Below are 19,146 nucleotides of genomic sequence, written 5' to 3'. Positions count from 1 at the left end.
AAAGCTGGTCAAGGACAAAGGGCTTAGGCAATCAATGTCCAGAAAAGCCAATTGCTGGGATAACGCCCCTCAGGAAAGCTTCTTTGGTCATATGAAAGATGAGATAGATCTGTCAGAATGCAAAAAATATAGGGAAGTAAAAGCAATCATAGATGATTGGATGGACTACTATAACAATGAAAGATATCAGTGGCAGTTAGCAAAGCTATCTCCGAATGAATACTATAAGTACATCACCACAGGAATATATCCTCTTGGAGATGTTTGATATATAGATAAATAATGTGCTGTAATTAGATATGCCTATAGCTTAATTTGTACTTGACATGGGGTACACTTTAGAAATCAGTGGGAATTGGATGTGAATTCGGTAATTGCAATCAACACATTTACCGGAGCAAAGATTCCACTTGATAATGCAGAAGGAGGTAGACTGGATATGTGTAGAGCTACGGAAGTACTTGTAGAAGAAGGATTGGCAAAAGGATTAGAAAAAGGATTAGCGAAAGGATTAGCGAAAGGATTAGAAAAGGGGCGGATTGAGGAAAGAGAATATATCAACAAATTGAACAGTATATTATTAGATTCGGGTAGATTAGATGATCTTGCAAAATCTACAACTGATGCTGAATATCAGAAACAATTGATCAGGGAATTGGTTGATGAGAATTATATGAAGTAGAATGGGTTCTATTCTATTTAAACATCGAAAACTATCTAAAATAGAATAATAAAAAGAGAGGGCACACCACTTATCATGGAAATATCCGTGATGAGTGGTGTGTTTTTGTGTGCAAAGAAAAAAGTATTGACAATACCTAGTAAAGAGTTACATAATACACAATGTATTATTAATAGAGTGAATAACAAAGAATATATTAAAAATCACAAAACAAATACACTCTAAATTACGTTGAATGAGGGAAGAAGATAGGTAGTTGGTTTTATGGGGGCTCTATTTTGAATAGAGAATTGACGTATTGCCATCGATTACTTCTAAGTAGATAGCTGTGAAAAATGAAAATTCTAATCTGAAAAAAATAGTGCTAATCGGGCCCGTGTTCCCTTATAAGGGCGGGATATCCCATTATACCGGTCTTATGTATCGTGCTTTATCAAAAAAGTACGATGTGACAATGATCAGCTATTCTTTCCAATATCCGAAGCTTCTTTATAAAAAAGAACAGCGAGATTACTCAAATGATGCGTTCAAGAATGGGTAAAGTGTATAGATGCTTAAAGACATAATAAAAGAGAAAAAAGTTTTATTTATAACAACTAAAAAAATTGATTACATCCGCAATTCCCAAGAATTACAAATTCTCAGAGAATGCGCAAGTCATGTTGAATTGATTTATTCATCACAAAAAAGTTATCCAAAAAGGTTGATTGAGATATACAGTAAATTGTTTATCGCCAATTTTCTAAGAATATTTGGAAAAGGAATTATCTCAAAATGTGATGTGATATTTGTTGGCTTTGCTCCGCAACTTATTATTCCAATATTCAGAGGGGCATTTAGGAATAAAGAGATAGTAATTGATTTCTTTATTTCTGTTTATGACACCATGGTGTGTGATAGGCAGAAATTCAAAAAAGGCAGCATTGTTTCAAAGCTATGTTATTGGATAGATAGATTAACAGTAAAAAAAGTGGACTGTATTATCACTGATACAAAAGCACAAGCTATATTTTTTATTGAGGAATTTGGAGCAGATAGGGATAAGGTCGAAACGCTTTATCTGGAAGCTGATAGATCTATATATTATCCAAGGCCTCAGAACAAGCCTTCTGAGATAAGAGATAAATTTGTGGTTCTTTATTTTGGTAGCATATTACCACTCCAGGGAGTGGACGTTGTGTTGGATACAATACGTTTGCTAAAAGAAGAAAAAGATATTTTTTTCGATATTATTGGACCAATACCTGAAAAGTTAAATAAGCCAATACAGGATAATGTGCGTTACACAGATTGGCTTCCGCAGGAACAATTGGCAGAAAGAATAGCTCAGGCTGATATATGCTTGGCTGGACATTTTAATGGAAAGATAGAGAAAGCAAATAGGACCATTCCTGGGAAAGCATATATTTATGAAGCTATGGGTAAAAAGATGATATTAGGTGATAGTGACGCTAATAGAGAATTATTTATAAAAGATACAAGGCACAGTTTTGTGATATTGGGGAATAGTGAAAAATTATCTTTAAGTATTCTTAACCAATACAAAAACATTGAAGTAAATGAATATTCTGCATAGTGGGGAAAGGGTGAATCAAAATGAAATTTAGAAATACTCTAATAAATTATGCAGAACATAGTAAAGTGGCTGAGACCTTTTTGTATATCTCATATTTGGGGTATGCGTGTTTGGTGTCATTGTTGTTTTGTCTGTACAGCCTTTTTCCTATAAATAAGAAAAAAATAGTTTTTTGCAATATGAAAGGTAAAAGATATGGAGATAATCCTTACTACATAAGTGAAAGTCTGTTGGAAAAAAATAAGAATTTTGACTTGGTTTGGCTGTTAAAGCCAGGAGTCGAGGCGGAGTTACCTAAAGGAATTCGAAGAGTTGACTATAGTTTTATTTCTGTAATCAAAGAATTAGCGACCGCAAAAGTGTGGGTTGATTCTAACATGAAAGATTTGGGAACAAGGAAAAGAAAAGAACAAATTTTTATTCAAACTTGGCATGGAAGTTATGGAATCAAAAAAATAGGCTTAGATCTTGGAAGTGAACAGTTATGCATAGACAGAAAAATTTATCCATATAATGCTAAGCTTGCAGATTTAATGGTTTCCAATAGCAAAAGTGAAACAGAAATATTCAGAAGGGCTTTTGCGTATGGTGGAAAGGTAATTGAGCAAGGAAGCCCTAGAAATGATGCTTTTTTTGAGGTAAATGAAGAGCTGACCACTAAGATTCAAAATCATTTTGATATTAGAGGAAAGCATATTGCTTTGTATGCACCAACATGGAGGAAAGGATTTGGCATAGATGAATTCGTATTAAATACAGAGGATATTGTTAATGCATTTCAAACTAGGTTTGGTGGGGAATGGGTGATTCTTATGAGACTTCATCCACATAATATTGAGGATTCAGATTCTATTAAATGCTCTGATTTGGTGAGGAATGCGACCCAGTATCCCAACATGCAGGAGCTCCTTTGCGTAGCAGATGCTCTAATTACAGATTATTCAAGCTGTATGTTGGATTTTATTACAAAACCGAAGCCGTGTTTTATTTATGCTCCGGATTTGGATGACTATGAAAAAGAATACGGGAATTATTACAAAATGAAAGAACTCCCGTTTCCGCTTGCACTCTCCAATGCTGAACTTACAGACAATATTATTGAATTTGACGAAGAGAAATATATTGAAAACGTAAGTGAATTACATAAAAGAGTCGGATTGAATGAAACAGGCCATGCATCAGATTCAGTGGTGGATTACATAATTGATTTTATTGAGAATGGAAAAAAGTAAATGAATATAGCGGTTATATTTGCCGGTGGTGTAGGAAGGCGTATGCACACTAAGGATATGCCTAAGCAGTTTTTGGAAGTTTATGGAAAACCGGTAATAATACATACTCTTGAAAAATTTGATCATCATGAGGAAATAGATGCAATTGTAATAGCTTGTGTTAAGGAATGGATTCCATATATGGACGAGCTTATTTCGAAATATCACTTAAAGAAAGTAAAGAGCATTGTTTGTGGAGGTGCGACAGGGCAGGAATCAATACATAATGGTCTTGTTGCGGCGAAAGCAATTGCTTATGAAAAGGCAATAGTGCTTATACATGATGGAGTAAGACCTTTTATTACAGAGCAGCTTATTTCAGACAATATCAGTTCAGTTAAAGAGTATGGTTCTGCAATAACTACATCAAAAGTAACTGAAACAATATTGGTAGTAGATGATAGCGATCTTATAAATGAGGTGCCTCCACGAAGCAACTCCAGAGTAGCAAAGGCCCCGCAGAGCTTCTATCTTGACGATATCCTTGCCGCGCACGATAAGGCTATTGCAGAAAATCGTAACGACTTCATAGATAGTTGTTCTCTTATGCAACATTATGGAAACAAATTGCATTTGGTGGATGGACCAATAGAAAACATAAAAGTTACTACTCCTCAGGATATATTTACGATGAGATCTGTATTTGAAGCTAGAGAGATTCTTAAGATGCAAGAGCAGGCAGAGTAAGACTGCATCAATAATGGCAGAAATAACAACAAGATATAAAAGAGGAAATGAATAAATGAGAACGTTGATAGATAGTTCTTTTGATGAGATTGATGAGACTGTATGCAATACGGATTTTATAGATTGGGAAAAATACAGAAATTTGTCTGATTGAAAATATGCTTTCTATAAAAAATGGTATGAATTTAGTTACTTAAGTTAAGTATGACTGCATTTTTATCATTAGGTAGAAATTATGAAAGGGTATATATGAATTTTATTAATCTTACTATTATTATTCCGCATTATAATACTCCAGTTTTGCTGAAAAAGCTTTTAGGAACAATACCAAATACGCCTGAAATTCAGGTGATTGTTATAGATGATAACAGTAATGTTGATATAGACAAGCTGGACAGTATAAAAAATGAGTACAAGAATAATGTCGAGTTTTACAGTAATATTTCAGGGATTCAAAGTGCAGGGGCGTGTAGAAATATTGGATTGGATCATGCTCTTGGCAAGTGGTTAATGTTTGCAGATGCAGATGATTATTTTACGGATGAAATGTATTCAATTGTTTCAGAATACTTTAATAGTGAATATGATCAGGTGATATTCAACGTGACTAGCAGATATTTAGGTACTGATGTGATGGCAACAAGACATATAGCACATCAGAACAAGATAGCGTTATATATGGCTAATCCGAATGAAAAGAATCTTGAAAGAGTAAAGAAGAGGTTTTCTCCATGTGCCAGAATATTTAGAACAGAAATAGTGAAAAGTAATAATTTAAGATTCAGCGCTATTAAAAACAGTAATGACATGTATTTTTCGATTCAAGCAAGTTGTTTGAGCAAAAAAACAGCTGTTGATGAGAGAATTGTTTATTGCATTACTAGAGCAAATGGTTCGTTAACGACAGTTGTTAGTAAAGAGGCATATTTTTGTTATGCAGAAGAATATGGAAAGTGTTATCAGTTTGCAAAAAAAAGTAGTCCTGCTAATAGATATTCGTATTGTTTATATAACAAAGGAATCATTATTTATGATGGTATAAGAAGAAATGTTGGATTGAAAAATATCATTGAAGCGATAAACAAATTAGACCATTATAAGGTTCCATTTGTGACAAAAGAAATATTAGATCCGATGTATTTTATAAGTCAACTATTTATAAACAACAAAATTAGGAAAAATGATGCAAAGTATCTCAGTAGCAGTATTTAGAAAAGGCAGATTTTAATGAAAAAATTGATAAAGATGTACGGGTATAACTTAGCGATTATTATACTAATAATTCTTTTTTATTTACCGTCATTTCAATTCACAGGAATACAGGATGGGGACGAGTTCCCTAGTATAGCAGCACCATTAAGATTAGCTGGAGTAGATTGGTCAGGAATTCTTTCGAAAAATGGAATATGGCATGGATATGGCCATATTTTTATGCTATTTCCATTTTTTTACTTGTGTAAGGACTGGGCATCTATATACATAATTATAAAATCGTGGGGGCTATTTATATGGGTGTTTATGGCATTAGCCATTCATTATTTATGTAAAAAATTCTTGAATTGTACAGAATGTCAATCTTTTGTTATCGCAATAATATGTGTGTTAGGTGTTTTGAAACCTGATTATGGATTTGGATTGAGTGCTTTGACAGAAGAGTTTATAGGCTTTGCTCTAGTGATAATTTCTCTACTACATGAACAAAATAATAAATCACCTAAATGGTACTTGGCATTTGGTTCAGGATTTTTAATGACATATTTATTTACTATTCATAGTAGAGCGGCAATTATCGTAGTTAGTTATATTTTTGTTTTTTCATTCTTTTATATTATGAACAAAGACAGTATCAAGATATCTATTATTCTTTTGTTCGTAGTTGGGTTAATAAGTGGATATTTAGTATATAAAGGTGCTGATTCGTTTTATGTGAGATATGTTCTATCAACAAATGAAAGTGTTGGTAGCTTGGATAATAATGCAACTTCTATGGTGAGTAGAAGCCTTTCAAGTGCCCTTATGACATCTTGGAATAAGAATCAGATAACTGATTTATTGAAGCTGATTTTTTCATTAACAGAATCTGCGAATATTATTTCTTTTGGTTATTTATTTGTGTGTATAACTTCAATAATACTTTATACGATCAACAAGTATAAGATGTGCAAGATGCTGGATGGGGTGTCTTTTATTGGTATATGGGGCATAATATCATTTACGCTTATGAATTTGTCTATTGCGCTCAAAAATTACATGAAGGCAGAGAATGAGCCGCGAATGTATCTTTATATAAGGTATGCAATACCATTTTGTATTTTAATAATACTGTCAGGAACAATTATTATTATTCGAGAGATAGAGAAATTTCAAAATGCATATTTATTGGCAGGCGTTGTTTCTGTAATCTCATACAAAATGTTCATGGTACTTATTGTACCAAAGTTAAATAGTAAAGCACTTATGGCAATGGCGAGTATTTTTAAAATGTTCTTTTGTCAAGAAAACGAGTCGCCTACTATGTATTTTAATAAACTATTGTTTTATGAAATTATTATTTGCTTTGTCATTATATTTCGATGCATTAAGCATAAGGAAAAGCTTGTGATTTCAATCTATTTGGCAGTTTCTTTGTTTTTTTGGATTTCAAGTTTTGATTATAAGGGGAAGAGGGAGGATTCTATAATAGCTAGTGCTGATGCATCGACAGAGGTTTTGAATTGGGCTGAAAAAGAAAACATAAATATATATGTAACAACTAAACAGAGCAATGCACCAGGATATATTCGCTCTTTACAAACTTATAATGTTAGAACGAAATTGAACTATCTTAATGAGGATGAAATATCTGAATTAACAGATGGAATATTATTGTCAGATTTATCTAAGATTAATACGAATGTAAATTTATATTCGATTCAAATAGATGATAACGAATATGCTTATTCCAAAGATTTATCGTTGCTACAACTAATACCCATTAAAGAACATTAAATATATAGTTATAGCAACAAACATACATTTTATGAATTGAAGGGATGTAAGTTTTTGATTTTACTTTACATAAGGTGCAATTGATATGGATAGCGTTAAGTTTTGCGAGCTGGAAAATGATTCAGATTTGCTTGATTGGGAAATAGATGGAGTAAAAGTATGGAGATATGAGAGATTCATAATTCATCGGTTATTATTGGAACTAGAACACGGGGAAAAACCTGGTACAGATAATAACAAAGTGAAAACTAAATTGCTTGATTATGTGAAGCTATATATAAAATATCCGATAAAGTGGAACAAAAAAGAGGATATTTTAATTGTAAATCATCCTAGAAGGGTTATTGACGAAGATAAGTATATATGCAAATTTACGGAGAATATTTCTGATAATTATTCTAGCTGCGTTACATTTGAATCATATTATTACTACTCGCATATGACTCCAGCTAAGACTAAAAACTTGAGATATTTTGATAAGCTTTCAATTGAAAGTAATGTATACGAGCGGGTGATAAGGCGAGTTGCATCAAAAAAATATAATGAAACAAAGAATGAGATATATAAAAAAATCCAAAGTGTATTTGCTGAATCATGCGGTGATAGTACTTGTAGAGTAATTGCAGATATGATGACAAAGCATTTGTATATCATAAAATACAAAAGGAAAAAAATAAAAAAGATAATAAATGCTATTAAACCCAAGTTGGTTATAGAGGTGGTTGGCTACTCTCAGAATAATATGATAATAAATGAGATAGCTCATGATTGTGCAATTCCAACGGTAGAAATCCAACATTCTCAGATAAATCCATCAATGATTCAGTATATGTGGAAAAAAAGACAGCATGTTGAACAATTTCCAGATTATCTATTTACATATGGTGATTTTTGGAAAATGGGGCTTGAGCTTCCTATATCAGATGATCATGTAAAATCAGTGGGATTTCCATTTTTTGAAAAACAAGTAGAGCTCTATAAGTCAAAGCATAATAGTAATCATACTGGATTGCTATTTATTTCGCAATTTCTAGCAGGTTCTTATGTTTATAAACTTGCTGTGGAGTATGCTGAGATGTTTCCTGAAGAAAAAATAATGTATAAGCTTCATCCGGATGAATATGATATTTGGGAAGAGAAGTATCCAAAGCTAAAAGAAATGAAGAATATTACAGTATTATCAGATAGTTCTATTAGTTTATATGAATGTTTTATGGACTCTTATGCGGTGGTAGGTATCTATTCTGGTGCTTTATACGAAGCATTAGCTTTTGATTTACCAATTTATCTATATAATGCAAATTACATTGAAAATATGCAAAACCTTATTGATATAAAAGGGGCTTTGGTTTTCAATTCAGCTAATGAATTGTATGACCTTTTACATAAAGGACAACGCGCTATACAGCCGAGCGTTGAGATATGGAAATGGAATGCTATGAATAATACAACTAACGAAATAAATATGATACTAAATGGCAGATAGAATGAATAAAGGCAAAAAAGCTTCAGTCGCAAAAGTTGGAATAATATACACCCTCAGTAATTTAGTAATAAGAGGAATGGCGTTTATTACTACTCCTATTTTTACTAGATTGTTGACTAAGTCTGAATATGGAGAGTTTAGCAATATTTCTTCATGGGCCCATATTATAGCGATTATAGTCACATTACAGCTGTATGTTTCTATAGTTAGAGCAAAGTATGATTATGAGAATGAACTGGATAAGTACTTATCAAGTATTCTTCTATTGGGGAATTTGATTACAGTTGCATGGTATGTGGTTTTTGAAGTAAACAGTACATGGTTTGAAACTCTTCTTAAGATGGACAAACCATATATTAGGCTCATTTTTGTGTATGCCTTTTTTTCACCCGCAATGCAGATACTTACATTTAAAAACAGAATATGTTGTAACTACCAAAAGGTTGTGTTTTTTACCTGGATAACATTATTTGTATCTACACTTGGTTCAGTAGTACTTGTGCTAGCTATGCAAGATAGGTTGATGGGAAGAACAATTGGAAACTATTTTCTTATCGCAATTGTGGATGCAGGGTTATGGCTTTATATACTAATAAAAGGAAAAGGGATATGTCTACAACATTGGAAGTATGCACTTAAGTTTTCTGTTCCACTGATTCCACATGAACTCGCGGGTACACTTTTGGCTATGTCTGACAGAATCATAATTAAAAGGTTGTGTGGAGCAGAAGATGCAGCGCTTTATTCATTGGCATATACAATTTCGTCTATAGCAAATGTTTTGCTTACAAGTCTTAATCAAGCATGGCAACCATGGCTATATGATCATATAAGGGATAAAAAATTATCAGATATAAGAAAATACACTATACCATATACCATTGTATTTGCTGCTGGGTGCACTTTTATAATGCTGATTGGGCCAGAAATTGTCTTGATTTTTGGAGGAAAGGCTTATATTCCAGCTAAATATGTAATTCCCCCCGTGTGTTATGGCACTATGCTTCAATTTGTTTATACGCTTTATGCAAATATAGAGTTTTATGAAAAAAAGACTGGGTGGATTTCTGCCGCTACAATGATGGCAGCGTTTGCCAATATAGTTTTAAATTTCATCGCAATTCCAATATTTGGGTATATATCAGCAGCATATACTACAGCAATTGGATTCTTACTTATGGTGATATTTCACTATTATGTTGTAAATAAAAAGACAGAGTATGGTCATGTTTATAATGAGAAAATTTTGATTGTGATTATGACTGTAATGCTTTTTGTAATGATTGGAGCAAATTTTCTGTATGACTATTTAGTCATTAGATATTTAGTTGTTCTTGGGTTTGTTTTAACTGCAACAATAGGCGCTATAAAAAACAAAAAATTTATTATTGGGGTGCTTGATAAAAAAATCGCAAAAAATAAATGACTTTGTTTATATATTGCGAGTTTGTTTATACGAGGTGATTTATGCAACAAATAAAACTAATAATATGGGACATGGATAATACATTTTGGTCAGGTATTCTTGCTGAAGGTGATATTAAGCTAAATGATGCAAATGTGCAGTTGATAAAAGATTTGACTGATCGAGGAATTGTGAATTCAATTTGTTCCAAGAATACATTTGATGATGTCAAAACGAAATTAACAGAGGCACAGATATGGGATTATTTCGTTTTTCCAGTAATAGATTACGAACCCAAAGGCTTTTCAGTAAAAAATATTATAGATAATTGTCAACTTAGACCTGAAAATGTTCTTTTTATAGATGACGATGAAAGGAATTTGCAGGAAGTTGCATATCATAATAAGGGAATCAATGTTTCACTTCCTTATATTATAGAAGATTTATTAAAGATGCCAGAATGTGAAGGCGAAGATAAAAAGCATAGTAGATTAGATAAATATAAGATTTTGGAAAAGAAAAATGAAAGAAAAAGGGTATTTAATTCAAATATTGAGTTTTTAATGGATTCGAATATTGAAGTCGCTATTAAAAATGATTGTATGTCTGAATTAGATAGGATACATGAGCTGATAATTAGAACTAATCAATTAAATTATACAAAAAAACGAATATCAAAAGAAGCATTGCGTAACATACTAAATGACTCAGAATATACAAATAAGTATGTACATGTAAAAGATAAGTATGGTGATTACGGTATAGTTGGATTTTGTTCCGTATTCCATGGTGAATTAGTACACTTTCTGTTTTCTTGTAGAACGATTGGGATGGGGATAGAACAATATGTTTATAGTGAGATGGGGTTCCCTAAATTAGTTGTTAAAGGAGAGGTTGTTAACAATGTCAATGGGGAAGATAAACCTTCATGGATTAATGCTGGTTTTAATGAAAATGGCGAAAAAACAACTGATACGAGGACGCATGGAAACTTCGTGATTCGAGGCGGATGCGATTTAGAACAAATGCTGCCGTATCTTAATATCGATGATAAGTGCATTACAACGGAGTTTAATTTTAGAAACTTCCATCGTGATCATACGTTTATTACATGTGGTTGTCTTCGATATAGTGAGGAGATAAAAAAACAGTTACTGAATGATGTTGGTTTTTTGAATGAAGACTGCTTTGATACGAGCGTATTTAAGCATGAGAAGCAGATTGTCATTCTTAGTCTGTTAATGGATTATGCACAAAAAGTATACCATGTTAAGGAACATCCTGAAATAAAGCTTGCTTTTGGGGCATTTCCAGAAGATCTTGACTATTTATCATATGGTTGGCGCGAAGAGCAAAATGATTTTTACATAAATCATCTTGTGCCAGAAGGGAGAATAAAAGCAGAAGATCTATACAATAACTTACAGTTTATTCGAGATAACATTGATAAAGATAACTTATTGATATTGATTAATGGTTGTGAAGTGCCATCTGTTAATCCAAAAGAAGTAGGCAGAGAAATGGTACATAAAGAATATAACAAGATTGTAGATCAGTTTGTCAACGAGAACTCTTGTAATACAAAATTATTGGATATGAGAACAATTGTTCAATCAACGAATGATCTTAATGACAATATAAGACATTATAAAAGGCACGTGTATTATAAGATGGCTAAAGAATTACTGTTGTTAATTGATGATGATGAAATAAGTGTTAGAACTGGTGTGTCCAGGGCGGTAATAGATGTAAAGCATATGCTTGCAAAAAAAGCAAACAGTATTAAACGTGAATTGATGAAGAAATAATATAGTGAGGAAAATTGGTATGAGCTTATATGAAAAGTTATTAGCAGGAGAAGAAAAATTGTCACTGGTTGGACTTGGCTACGTAGGCATGCCTATAGCAGTGGCTTTTGCCAAGAAGATAAAGGTTGTAGGTTACGATTTCAACAAGGCAAAGGTTGAATTGTACAAGAAGGGCGTAGATCCTACAAGAGAAGTAGGAGATGATGCAATCAAGGAGACATCTGTAGAATTCACTGCAGATCCTGAGAAGCTTCGTGAGTGCAAATTCCACGTAGTTGCGGTTCCTACACCTGTAAATGATGACCACACTCCTGACCTTTCACCTGTAGAGGGCGCAAGCCATACTCTTGGTAAGTACCTTACAAAGGACAGCATTGTTGTATATGAGTCAACAGTTTATCCCGGAGTAACTGAGGATATCTGCGTACCTATTCTTGAGAAAGAATCAGGTCTTAAGTGCGGAGTAGATTTCAAGGTTGGTTATTCACCAGAGCGTATCAACCCTGGTGATAAGGTTCACAGACTTGATACCATAACCAAGATCGTTTCCGGTATGGACGATGAGACTCTTGAAGAAGTTGCCAAGGTATACAGCCTGGTAGCTCTTGCTGGTGTTTACAGAGCACAGTCTATCAAGGTGGCTGAGGCAGCCAAGGTTATTGAGAATTCACAGCGTGATATCAATATCGCTTTCATGAACGAGCTGTCCATGATCTTCCACAAAATGAATATTGATACAAAGAGCGTATTAGAGGCAGCAGGAACCAAGTGGAATTTCCTTCATTTCTTCCCTGGACTTGTTGGCGGACATTGTATCGGTGTTGACCCATATTACCTTACCTACAAGGCTGAGGAACTTGGATATCACTCACAGATCATTCTTTCAGGAAGACGTATCAACGATGACATGGGCAAGTATATTGCTGAGTCCTGTGTAAAGAACCTGATTGCAAATGATATCCCGGTAAAGAATGCGAAGGTAGCAATTCTTGGATTTACTTTCAAGGAGAACTGCCCTGACACCAGAAATACAAAGGTTATAGACATATACAAGGAACTTGGCGAATACGGAATCACACCTGTAGTAGTTGATCCTGAGGCTGATTCAGATGAGGCCAAGAGACTTTATGGAATAGATTTTGACAATCTTTCTGCAGTAAAAGATATGGATGCAGTGATTGTAGCAGTTGCACATACAGCATTTGAAAAATACCAGGCAGCCGATATTGCCAAGTTCTTTAATCCTAAGCACAGCACAAAGGTGTTCATGGATATCAAGGGAATCTACAATATTGATGATTTCAAGGCTCCTGAGTTCTCATATTGGAGAATGTAAGGATGGCAAAAATGAATAGGAAACAAGAGATGAAAATTGTAGGAGTTATACCGGCAAGATATGAATCAAGTAGAATGCCTGGAAAACCAATAGCAGATATTCATGGAAAACCAATGATTTGGTGGGTATATCAGCAAGTTAAAAAATGTTCGTTATTTATGGATATTGTTGTTGCTACTGATGATGAACGCATTATGGAAAAATGCAAAGATTATCAAATGAAAGCAATTATGACATCGAAGAATCATGATACACCTACTTCAAGATTATATGAAGTATCTACTAAAGTTGATGCGGACTTATATGCTCTCATAATGGGGGATGAACCACTTGTTGATGAAAGGTGCTTTTCTTTGATTGTTCCGGATAGATTCGATGGCGGATATTATGTGGGAGCTTTGACGAATGTTTTGGATAATCCTACGGATGTAATTGATTTTAGCAATCAAAAAGTAGTTACAAACTCAAAAAGAGAAACACTATTTATTTCAAGAAGTCCGATTCCTTATCCTAAGGGGACTTTAGATTTTCAGTATGAAAAGGTAACCGGTGTACAGATTTTTTCAAAACAAGCACTTGATTTTTTTTCAAAAACTGAAAAGTCATTATTAGAAAAAGCTGAAGAAAATGATCTTATGAGATTTGTGGAAAATGGTATACCTGTTAAAATGACGGTTTCACATTATAAAACTATTTCGGTAGATACACCTAAAGACTTAGAGTTGGTTAGAAATATGTTGGAGGGGTAAAGTGGCTCAGTATGACCTTAAGATTCTTGATTGCACATTGAGAGATGGTGGTTATGTAAATGATTGGAATTGGGGCTATCATGATGCTCGTGCAATTATCAGATTTCTTTCTAAAGCAAAAGTTGATTTTGTTGAGGTTGGTTTTTTAAGAAATGTTCCGGAATATAATCAGGACATTACAGTATGTAATACCATCGAAGAACTGAATCGCCTTTTGCCTGATAATGAGACTGGTACTATGTATTCTGCAATGGCGATGCGCAGTAATTATGATATTTCCAAGTTGAGCGACTATTGTGGCTCTGGTATAGAGATGATCAGAATTACTGCTCATGACTATGACATTGAAGAAGGAATGGATTTTGCTAAGCAGGTAAAAGAAAAAGGCTATAAACTGTCCATTAATCCAATAAACATAATGGGATACTCTGACAAGAAAATATTGTGGATTATTGAACAGGTCAATATGATCCAGCCGTATCAGTTTTCAATCGTTGATACTTTTGGAAGTATGAAACGTAGAGATTTGGACCGCATTGTTAGTCTTGTGGATAATAATTTGGACAGAAATATCCGCGTTGCATTGCATTTACATGAAAACATGTCATTGGGATGCAGTTTGGCACAGTGTTTTGTTGACAAACATTTAAACAGGCCTGTGGCAATAGATGGAAGTCTTATGGGAATGGGAAGAATTCCAGGAAATCTTCCTATTGAATTGATTGCTGATTATCTCAATGAGTACCTAGATACAGGGTATGATATTGATTATCTGATGGATGCGATTCAGGAATATATTGCACCTATAAAAGGATTGAGTAAGTGGGGATATACTCCTGCTTACTTCCTTTCTGCTAGATTTAACGTTCATAGGAACTATGCGGAACATTATCTTGAAAAAGGTGATCTTACTAATAGGGATATAAATCATATTTTAGGTGCGTTTGATCGGAGTAAAGCAACTGCTTATGATGAAGCATACGCAGAGGCAAGGTATAAGGAATATAAAGATAATCTTATTGATGATCATGAAAGCTATACCAGGCTAAAACAGGCACTTGATGGAAAGAAAGTGCTCATAATGGCACCTGGGACTTCAATTGTCGAGAATAGAACAGACATTGATGATTTTATTGCAGAGAACGATGCAGTTGTAATTTCTATAAACTTTATTCCTGAAGATTATAATGCTGATTATGCCTTTTTCAGTAATGCAAAACGGTTTGCTCAAGCATCAGATTCGGATGTAACTCTTATACTTACTTCTAATGTAGAAACTGAGAAAGATGCTATTAGGTTTAATTACAATTCTCTGTCAAGTGCATTTGAGAAAGGGTATAACAGCTATGTTATGCTATTAAAACTTTTGAGCCTGCTTGGCATGGATCGGGTATATGTTGCTGGAGCAGATGGGTTTATCACAGGGAAGAATAATTATTATAAATCGTCGTTAAAGAGCTCAACGCCTAAGAATGAAGATGATAATATAGCGGTTGCCAGAGCAATACATAAGATTGGAATTGACGTAGAATACATTACTGAGTCGGCATATGCAATAAACTAATGGGAGATACCTGATGCAGAAAACAATAAAACTAATTGTCATAGATGTAGATGGAACATTGACAGATTCCGGCATTTATTATGATGAGCATGGGAATGAAATGAAAAAATTTTCTACTAAAGATGCTGCTGGTTTTTTTGCAGCAAAGGCGGTAGGCATTAAGACCATGATTCTTACCGGGCGTGAATGTGCTGCAACAAAAAGACGTATGGAAGAAATGAAGGTAGACTTTTTGTTGCAAAACATCAAAGATAAAGCGTCATTTTTAAAGGAATTTATGAATAAGCATGGTCTGGAAAAAGACGATGTTGCTTATGTTGGAGATGATTTGAATGATCTTGCACCTATGAAATTGGCTGGTTATGTGGCATGTCCTGCTGATAGTTGTAAAGAAGTTAAGGAGATTGCTGATTATGTCAGTTCAGTCAAAGGAGGATATGGGGCATTTCGTGACGTGATGGAACATATTCTAGAAAGAGGACAATGGGAGAGTGTAATTAATACGATATATGGAGCAGGTGTTTAATACAGATGATACCCAGTTGCTCAAATAGTTTATTTTGTTGTCTGCAACATGTAAGTCAAAAAGGAGTTTGGAACTAACGTATGAAACTGATTATTCAGATTCCATGTTACAACGAGGCAGAGACATAATAGATAGCATTAAATGATCTGCCTAAGCATATTGATGGAATAGATGAAATTGAATAACTTATTATCAATGATGGTAGTAAGGATGACACTGTAGAAGTTGCTAGAAGATGGGGAGTCCATCATATTGTCAGCTTTGCTAAGAATAAGGGACTTGCTAAGTGCTTTATTGCTGGTTTGGATGGGTGCCTTAGATGTGGAGCTGATATCATTGTTAATACTGATGCTGATAACCAGTATAATGCGGATGATATTGAAACTATAGTAAGACCTATTCTTAACGGAGAAGCTGATATTGTTATTGGTGCAAGACCAATCGATGATACAGAGCATTTCTCTTTTGTAAAAAAGAAGCTACAGCACTTTGGAAGCTGGGTTGTAAGAAAAGCTTCTGATACAGATATCCCAATATTGCTCCTGGCACCGCTCAAAACGAACAGGAAATGATTGTTTTGGGCGGATTATTTTTTGGTATAGAAGGCAAAAATATGAGCAAAGCAATAAAAGAGAAAACATTTGATAAACACACACAAATAACAGATATGCTCCGAAGGCTTCGATCTGATGCAGGCCTCCAGCAAGGGGATATTGCTAGGATTCTGGGAGTAAAGGATTCGACATATTCAGCTTATGAAACGGGGCGGATTATTCCTTCTGCGGAGAAGTTATACACACTTGCCAAGTATTATGGGATAAATGTGGAGTTTCTTTTATCAAAATTTGGTAATGGTGAAGATGTTAACGGATGTGCAATAGTTAGTTCGGCTGATAGAGCTGAACATGATGCGGGTGAAGAAAGTGTTGCAACGGTAGAAGAGCTTCTATATTATTATAGGAACCTTTCTGCTCCGAAGAAGAAAATGGTCTTTGAACTGACCAAAGCCATGTATATGGATAGAACATAGCAGCCACATTTGGATAAATATCTGGATGTGGCTGCTATGCCGTTTACTAGAAATTAGTATTTGATGCCGTTTTCGTCCATTATCTTCTGATATTCGGCTAGTTTTTTGTTGAGTTCTGATATTTCACTGGACATTTCAGCATTTTGCTTCAAAATGTGTTCCTGATATCGGAGGAATTCCTCACGTTCTCTGGCAACTTTGATTACGTTATAATCTGCGTTTGAAAGGTACATGGATTTAAGAGTTGAAGACATATATTCATTATTTTTTGCTACCATTTTAAGTTCCTCCCAAGTTTTAGATTTAAAGAGGCGAACCCAATCAGTGATACCATAAGTGATATCTTCTTTGGTTGCGAGATTTTCATGTCTCAATTCTACCACAATGAGATTAAACTTGTCAGTATATAGATAATTGTCCTTGGCATTTCTAAGTTGGTAAGTGGCACGGAATTCCGGATGTCCATACGATATTCTTTATCAGTTATTTTAACACCTGGGACTATTTCGTTTTTGATTTCCAGGTCAATTATGGAATCAGGATTAATGTGTAGCACAGAAGCAATCAGGCCTTTGAGGGCAAATTTGTTTTGCTGAAAGACTATTCGGAACATATAGTCATTAGTCATACCGATTTCTATCGGTCCTGTGGCGTTAAGATAATCCTTTTTTGTGAATTTGTTGATAATTCGTGATTTTTGTTGCATAGTATTAACCTACTTTCATAAATAATAACTCAAATGCATCTATGTTAAACTACATAAGTTTTCGTTTAGTGCTTATGAGAATAAGGCGGCGAGATGCCTGAATAATAATGGTCAGATCCGTACCGAAAGAAATAATAGCAGATTTTATCAGATAAATCTTTTAGATTTTCTTAAGATTTTATTAATGTTTCCTTAAGATTTATGGTTCTTAAATAATTGTCATGGTACAATGAACTCATAGATAACTGAAAAAAATATAAAAGGAAAAAAATATGAACACTTTATACAATGATATTGAATCAATATGTAGTGCCAGTGGCATAGATTGGGAACGGATTAAGGGGAAGACAATCCTTATTTCGGGATCCACTGGTCTTATTGGATCAAACCTGGTCAAGGCACTCTTGATAATGAATAGAAAGCTATCGCTGAACGCGACTGTTATAGCTATGGTACGAAGCAAGGAAAAGGCAGAAAAAGTCTTTGCTGATTTTATGGCAGATACGGCATTAAAGCTTTGCCTGATACCTGATGGTGTGGAGAACTGCAGAGATGTTGAAGGAAATGTGGACTATATTATTCATGGAGCAAACCCCACATCAAGTAAGTTCTTTGTCAATAATCCTGTGGAGACCATTGAGACGGCAATTGGCGGTACAAGAGCGATGCTTGAGATTGCCAGAAAAAAGAATGTTAGCGGTTTTATTTTTCTTTCCACAATGGAGATTTATGGTTATCCGAAAAGAGGAGAGAAGGTTAAGGAAGATGCGGTAGGAGGCTTTAACACCGAAGTTGTCAGAAACTGCTACCCACTGAGCAAGCAGTTGTGCGAGAATTTGTGTTTCTCTTTTTGCAAGGAATATGGTGTGCCTGCAAGAGTTGCAAGGTTAACGCAGACGTTTGGACCTGGTGTTGAATATAATGATGGCAGGGTTTTTGCAGAGTTTGCCAGATGCGCGATTGAGAAGCGTAACATAACCCTCAAGACCAAAGGCGAAACAGAGAGGTGCTATTTGTATACATTGGACGCTGTTACAGCAATTTTGACTATTCTTCTTATGGGAGAGTCCGGGAATGCCTACACTGTCGCGAATGAAGATACCTACTGTTCAATCTATGAGATGGCCAAAATGGTCGCTGATGAATATGGCATTGATGTTGTGATAGAAGAGCAGGATGTTGCATCACAGGGATATGCGAATACTCTTTTTATGGATCTTGATACAAGTAAGCTCCGCTCACTTGGCTGGAATGCAAGAGTTGGATTAAAAGAAATGTATGCGAAGATGATTGAGGGAATGAACTGTTGAGAAAATACAAGTTCAATGTAGA

General features: G+C 34.4%; 19 protein-coding genes. 17 read left to right on the top strand and 2 right to left on the bottom strand.

Features of this window, described 5'->3' with window-relative positions; genetic code table 11:
• The 16 genes from BM086_RS09035 to BM086_RS08955 all read left to right on the top strand — a co-directional run.
• The coding region (locus BM086_RS09035; protein ID WP_141107722.1) for an IS3 family transposase at positions 1-268 on the top strand (268 nt) is incomplete at its 5' end.
• 93 nt (positions 269-361) lie between these two features.
• Positions 362-682, top strand: a complete 321-nt coding sequence (locus BM086_RS09030) for a hypothetical protein (RefSeq protein WP_092325688.1) — start codon at positions 362-364, stop codon at positions 680-682.
• 550 nt (positions 683-1,232) lie between these two features.
• A complete protein-coding gene (locus BM086_RS09020; RefSeq protein ID WP_092325687.1) occupies positions 1,233-2,258 on the top strand; it encodes a glycosyltransferase in 1,026 nt (341 codons plus the stop codon).
• Between the two features lie 20 nt (positions 2,259-2,278).
• Positions 2,279-3,490 (top strand): CDP-glycerol glycerophosphotransferase family protein, encoded by a 1,212-nt coding sequence (locus tag BM086_RS09015; protein WP_092325686.1) that lies wholly within the window; start codon positions 2,279-2,281, stop codon positions 3,488-3,490.
• Complete coding sequence (locus BM086_RS09010) at positions 3,491-4,216, top strand: IspD/TarI family cytidylyltransferase (RefSeq protein WP_092325685.1); 726 nt, start codon at positions 3,491-3,493, stop codon at positions 4,214-4,216. It abuts the gene before it with no gap.
• 249 nt (positions 4,217-4,465) lie between these two features.
• Complete coding sequence (locus BM086_RS09005; protein WP_175560178.1) at positions 4,466-5,428, top strand: glycosyltransferase; 963 nt, start codon at positions 4,466-4,468, stop codon at positions 5,426-5,428.
• Between the two features lie 15 nt (positions 5,429-5,443).
• On the top strand, positions 5,444-7,204 hold the full coding sequence (locus BM086_RS09000) for a hypothetical protein (RefSeq protein ID WP_092325683.1): 1,761 nt from the start codon (positions 5,444-5,446) through the stop codon (positions 7,202-7,204).
• Positions 7,205-7,289: 85 nt separating this feature from the next.
• Positions 7,290-8,690: a hypothetical protein gene (locus BM086_RS08995; RefSeq protein ID WP_092325682.1), complete on the top strand. Its 1,401-nt coding sequence runs from the start codon at positions 7,290-7,292 to the stop codon at positions 8,688-8,690.
• On the top strand, positions 8,680-10,116 hold the full coding sequence (locus BM086_RS08990) for a lipopolysaccharide biosynthesis protein (RefSeq protein WP_092325681.1): 1,437 nt from the start codon (positions 8,680-8,682) through the stop codon (positions 10,114-10,116). The genes BM086_RS08995 and BM086_RS08990 overlap by 11 nt, the downstream gene beginning before the upstream one ends.
• Before the next feature lie 41 nt (positions 10,117-10,157).
• Positions 10,158-11,903: an HAD-IIIC family phosphatase gene (locus BM086_RS08985; protein ID WP_092325680.1), complete on the top strand. Its 1,746-nt coding sequence runs from the start codon at positions 10,158-10,160 to the stop codon at positions 11,901-11,903.
• 19 nt (positions 11,904-11,922) lie between these two features.
• Positions 11,923-13,239: a nucleotide sugar dehydrogenase gene (locus tag BM086_RS08980; protein WP_092325679.1), complete on the top strand. Its 1,317-nt coding sequence runs from the start codon at positions 11,923-11,925 to the stop codon at positions 13,237-13,239.
• Between the two features lie 2 nt (positions 13,240-13,241).
• The gene (locus tag BM086_RS08975) at positions 13,242-13,988 is read left to right on the top strand and encodes a 3-deoxy-manno-octulosonate cytidylyltransferase (RefSeq protein WP_242952157.1); all 747 of its coding nucleotides are present in this window, start codon (positions 13,242-13,244) and stop codon (positions 13,986-13,988) included.
• A gap of 1 nt (position 13,989) precedes the next feature.
• Complete coding sequence (locus BM086_RS08970; RefSeq protein WP_092325678.1) at positions 13,990-15,552, top strand: aldolase catalytic domain-containing protein; 1,563 nt, start codon at positions 13,990-13,992, stop codon at positions 15,550-15,552.
• A gap of 13 nt (positions 15,553-15,565) precedes the next feature.
• The gene (locus tag BM086_RS08965) at positions 15,566-16,078 is read left to right on the top strand and encodes a KdsC family phosphatase (protein ID WP_092325677.1); all 513 of its coding nucleotides are present in this window, start codon (positions 15,566-15,568) and stop codon (positions 16,076-16,078) included.
• Between the two features lie 188 nt (positions 16,079-16,266).
• Positions 16,267-16,650 (top strand): glycosyltransferase family 2 protein, encoded by a 384-nt coding sequence (locus tag BM086_RS08960; RefSeq protein WP_330391572.1) that lies wholly within the window; start codon positions 16,267-16,269, stop codon positions 16,648-16,650.
• Positions 16,651-16,691: 41 nt separating this feature from the next.
• A complete protein-coding gene (locus tag BM086_RS08955; RefSeq protein ID WP_175560177.1) occupies positions 16,692-17,108 on the top strand; it encodes a helix-turn-helix domain-containing protein in 417 nt (138 codons plus the stop codon).
• A 53-nt stretch (positions 17,109-17,161) separates the two neighbouring features.
• Here the strand turns inward: BM086_RS08955 and BM086_RS21370 are convergent, their stop codons facing one another.
• Together BM086_RS21370 and BM086_RS22050 are read right to left on the bottom strand one after the other, a co-directional pair.
• Positions 17,162-17,386 carry a hypothetical protein gene (locus BM086_RS21370; protein ID WP_092325675.1) on the bottom strand — a complete coding sequence of 75 codons (225 nt, stop codon included), beginning with the start codon at positions 17,384-17,386 and terminating at the stop codon, positions 17,162-17,164.
• A 98-nt stretch (positions 17,387-17,484) separates the two neighbouring features.
• The gene (locus BM086_RS22050; RefSeq protein WP_442857336.1) at positions 17,485-17,721 is read right to left on the bottom strand and encodes a hypothetical protein; all 237 of its coding nucleotides are present in this window, start codon (positions 17,719-17,721) and stop codon (positions 17,485-17,487) included.
• Positions 17,722-18,086: 365 nt separating this feature from the next.
• Here BM086_RS22050 and BM086_RS08940 point away from each other — a divergent pair, with 365 nt between their 5' ends.
• Entirely contained in the window at positions 18,087-19,124 is a 1,038-nt protein-coding gene (locus BM086_RS08940) for an NAD-dependent epimerase/dehydratase family protein (protein WP_092325673.1), read from the top strand.
• Positions 19,125-19,146: the final 22 nt, after the last annotated feature.

The sequence above is a fragment of the Butyrivibrio sp. YAB3001 genome (genome assembly GCF_900112195.1).
Taxonomy (GTDB): Bacteria; Bacillota; Clostridia; order Lachnospirales; family Lachnospiraceae; genus Butyrivibrio.
Note: the sequence above shows the minus strand (reverse complement) of the source record. Positions and strands in the feature narration are given on the sequence as shown.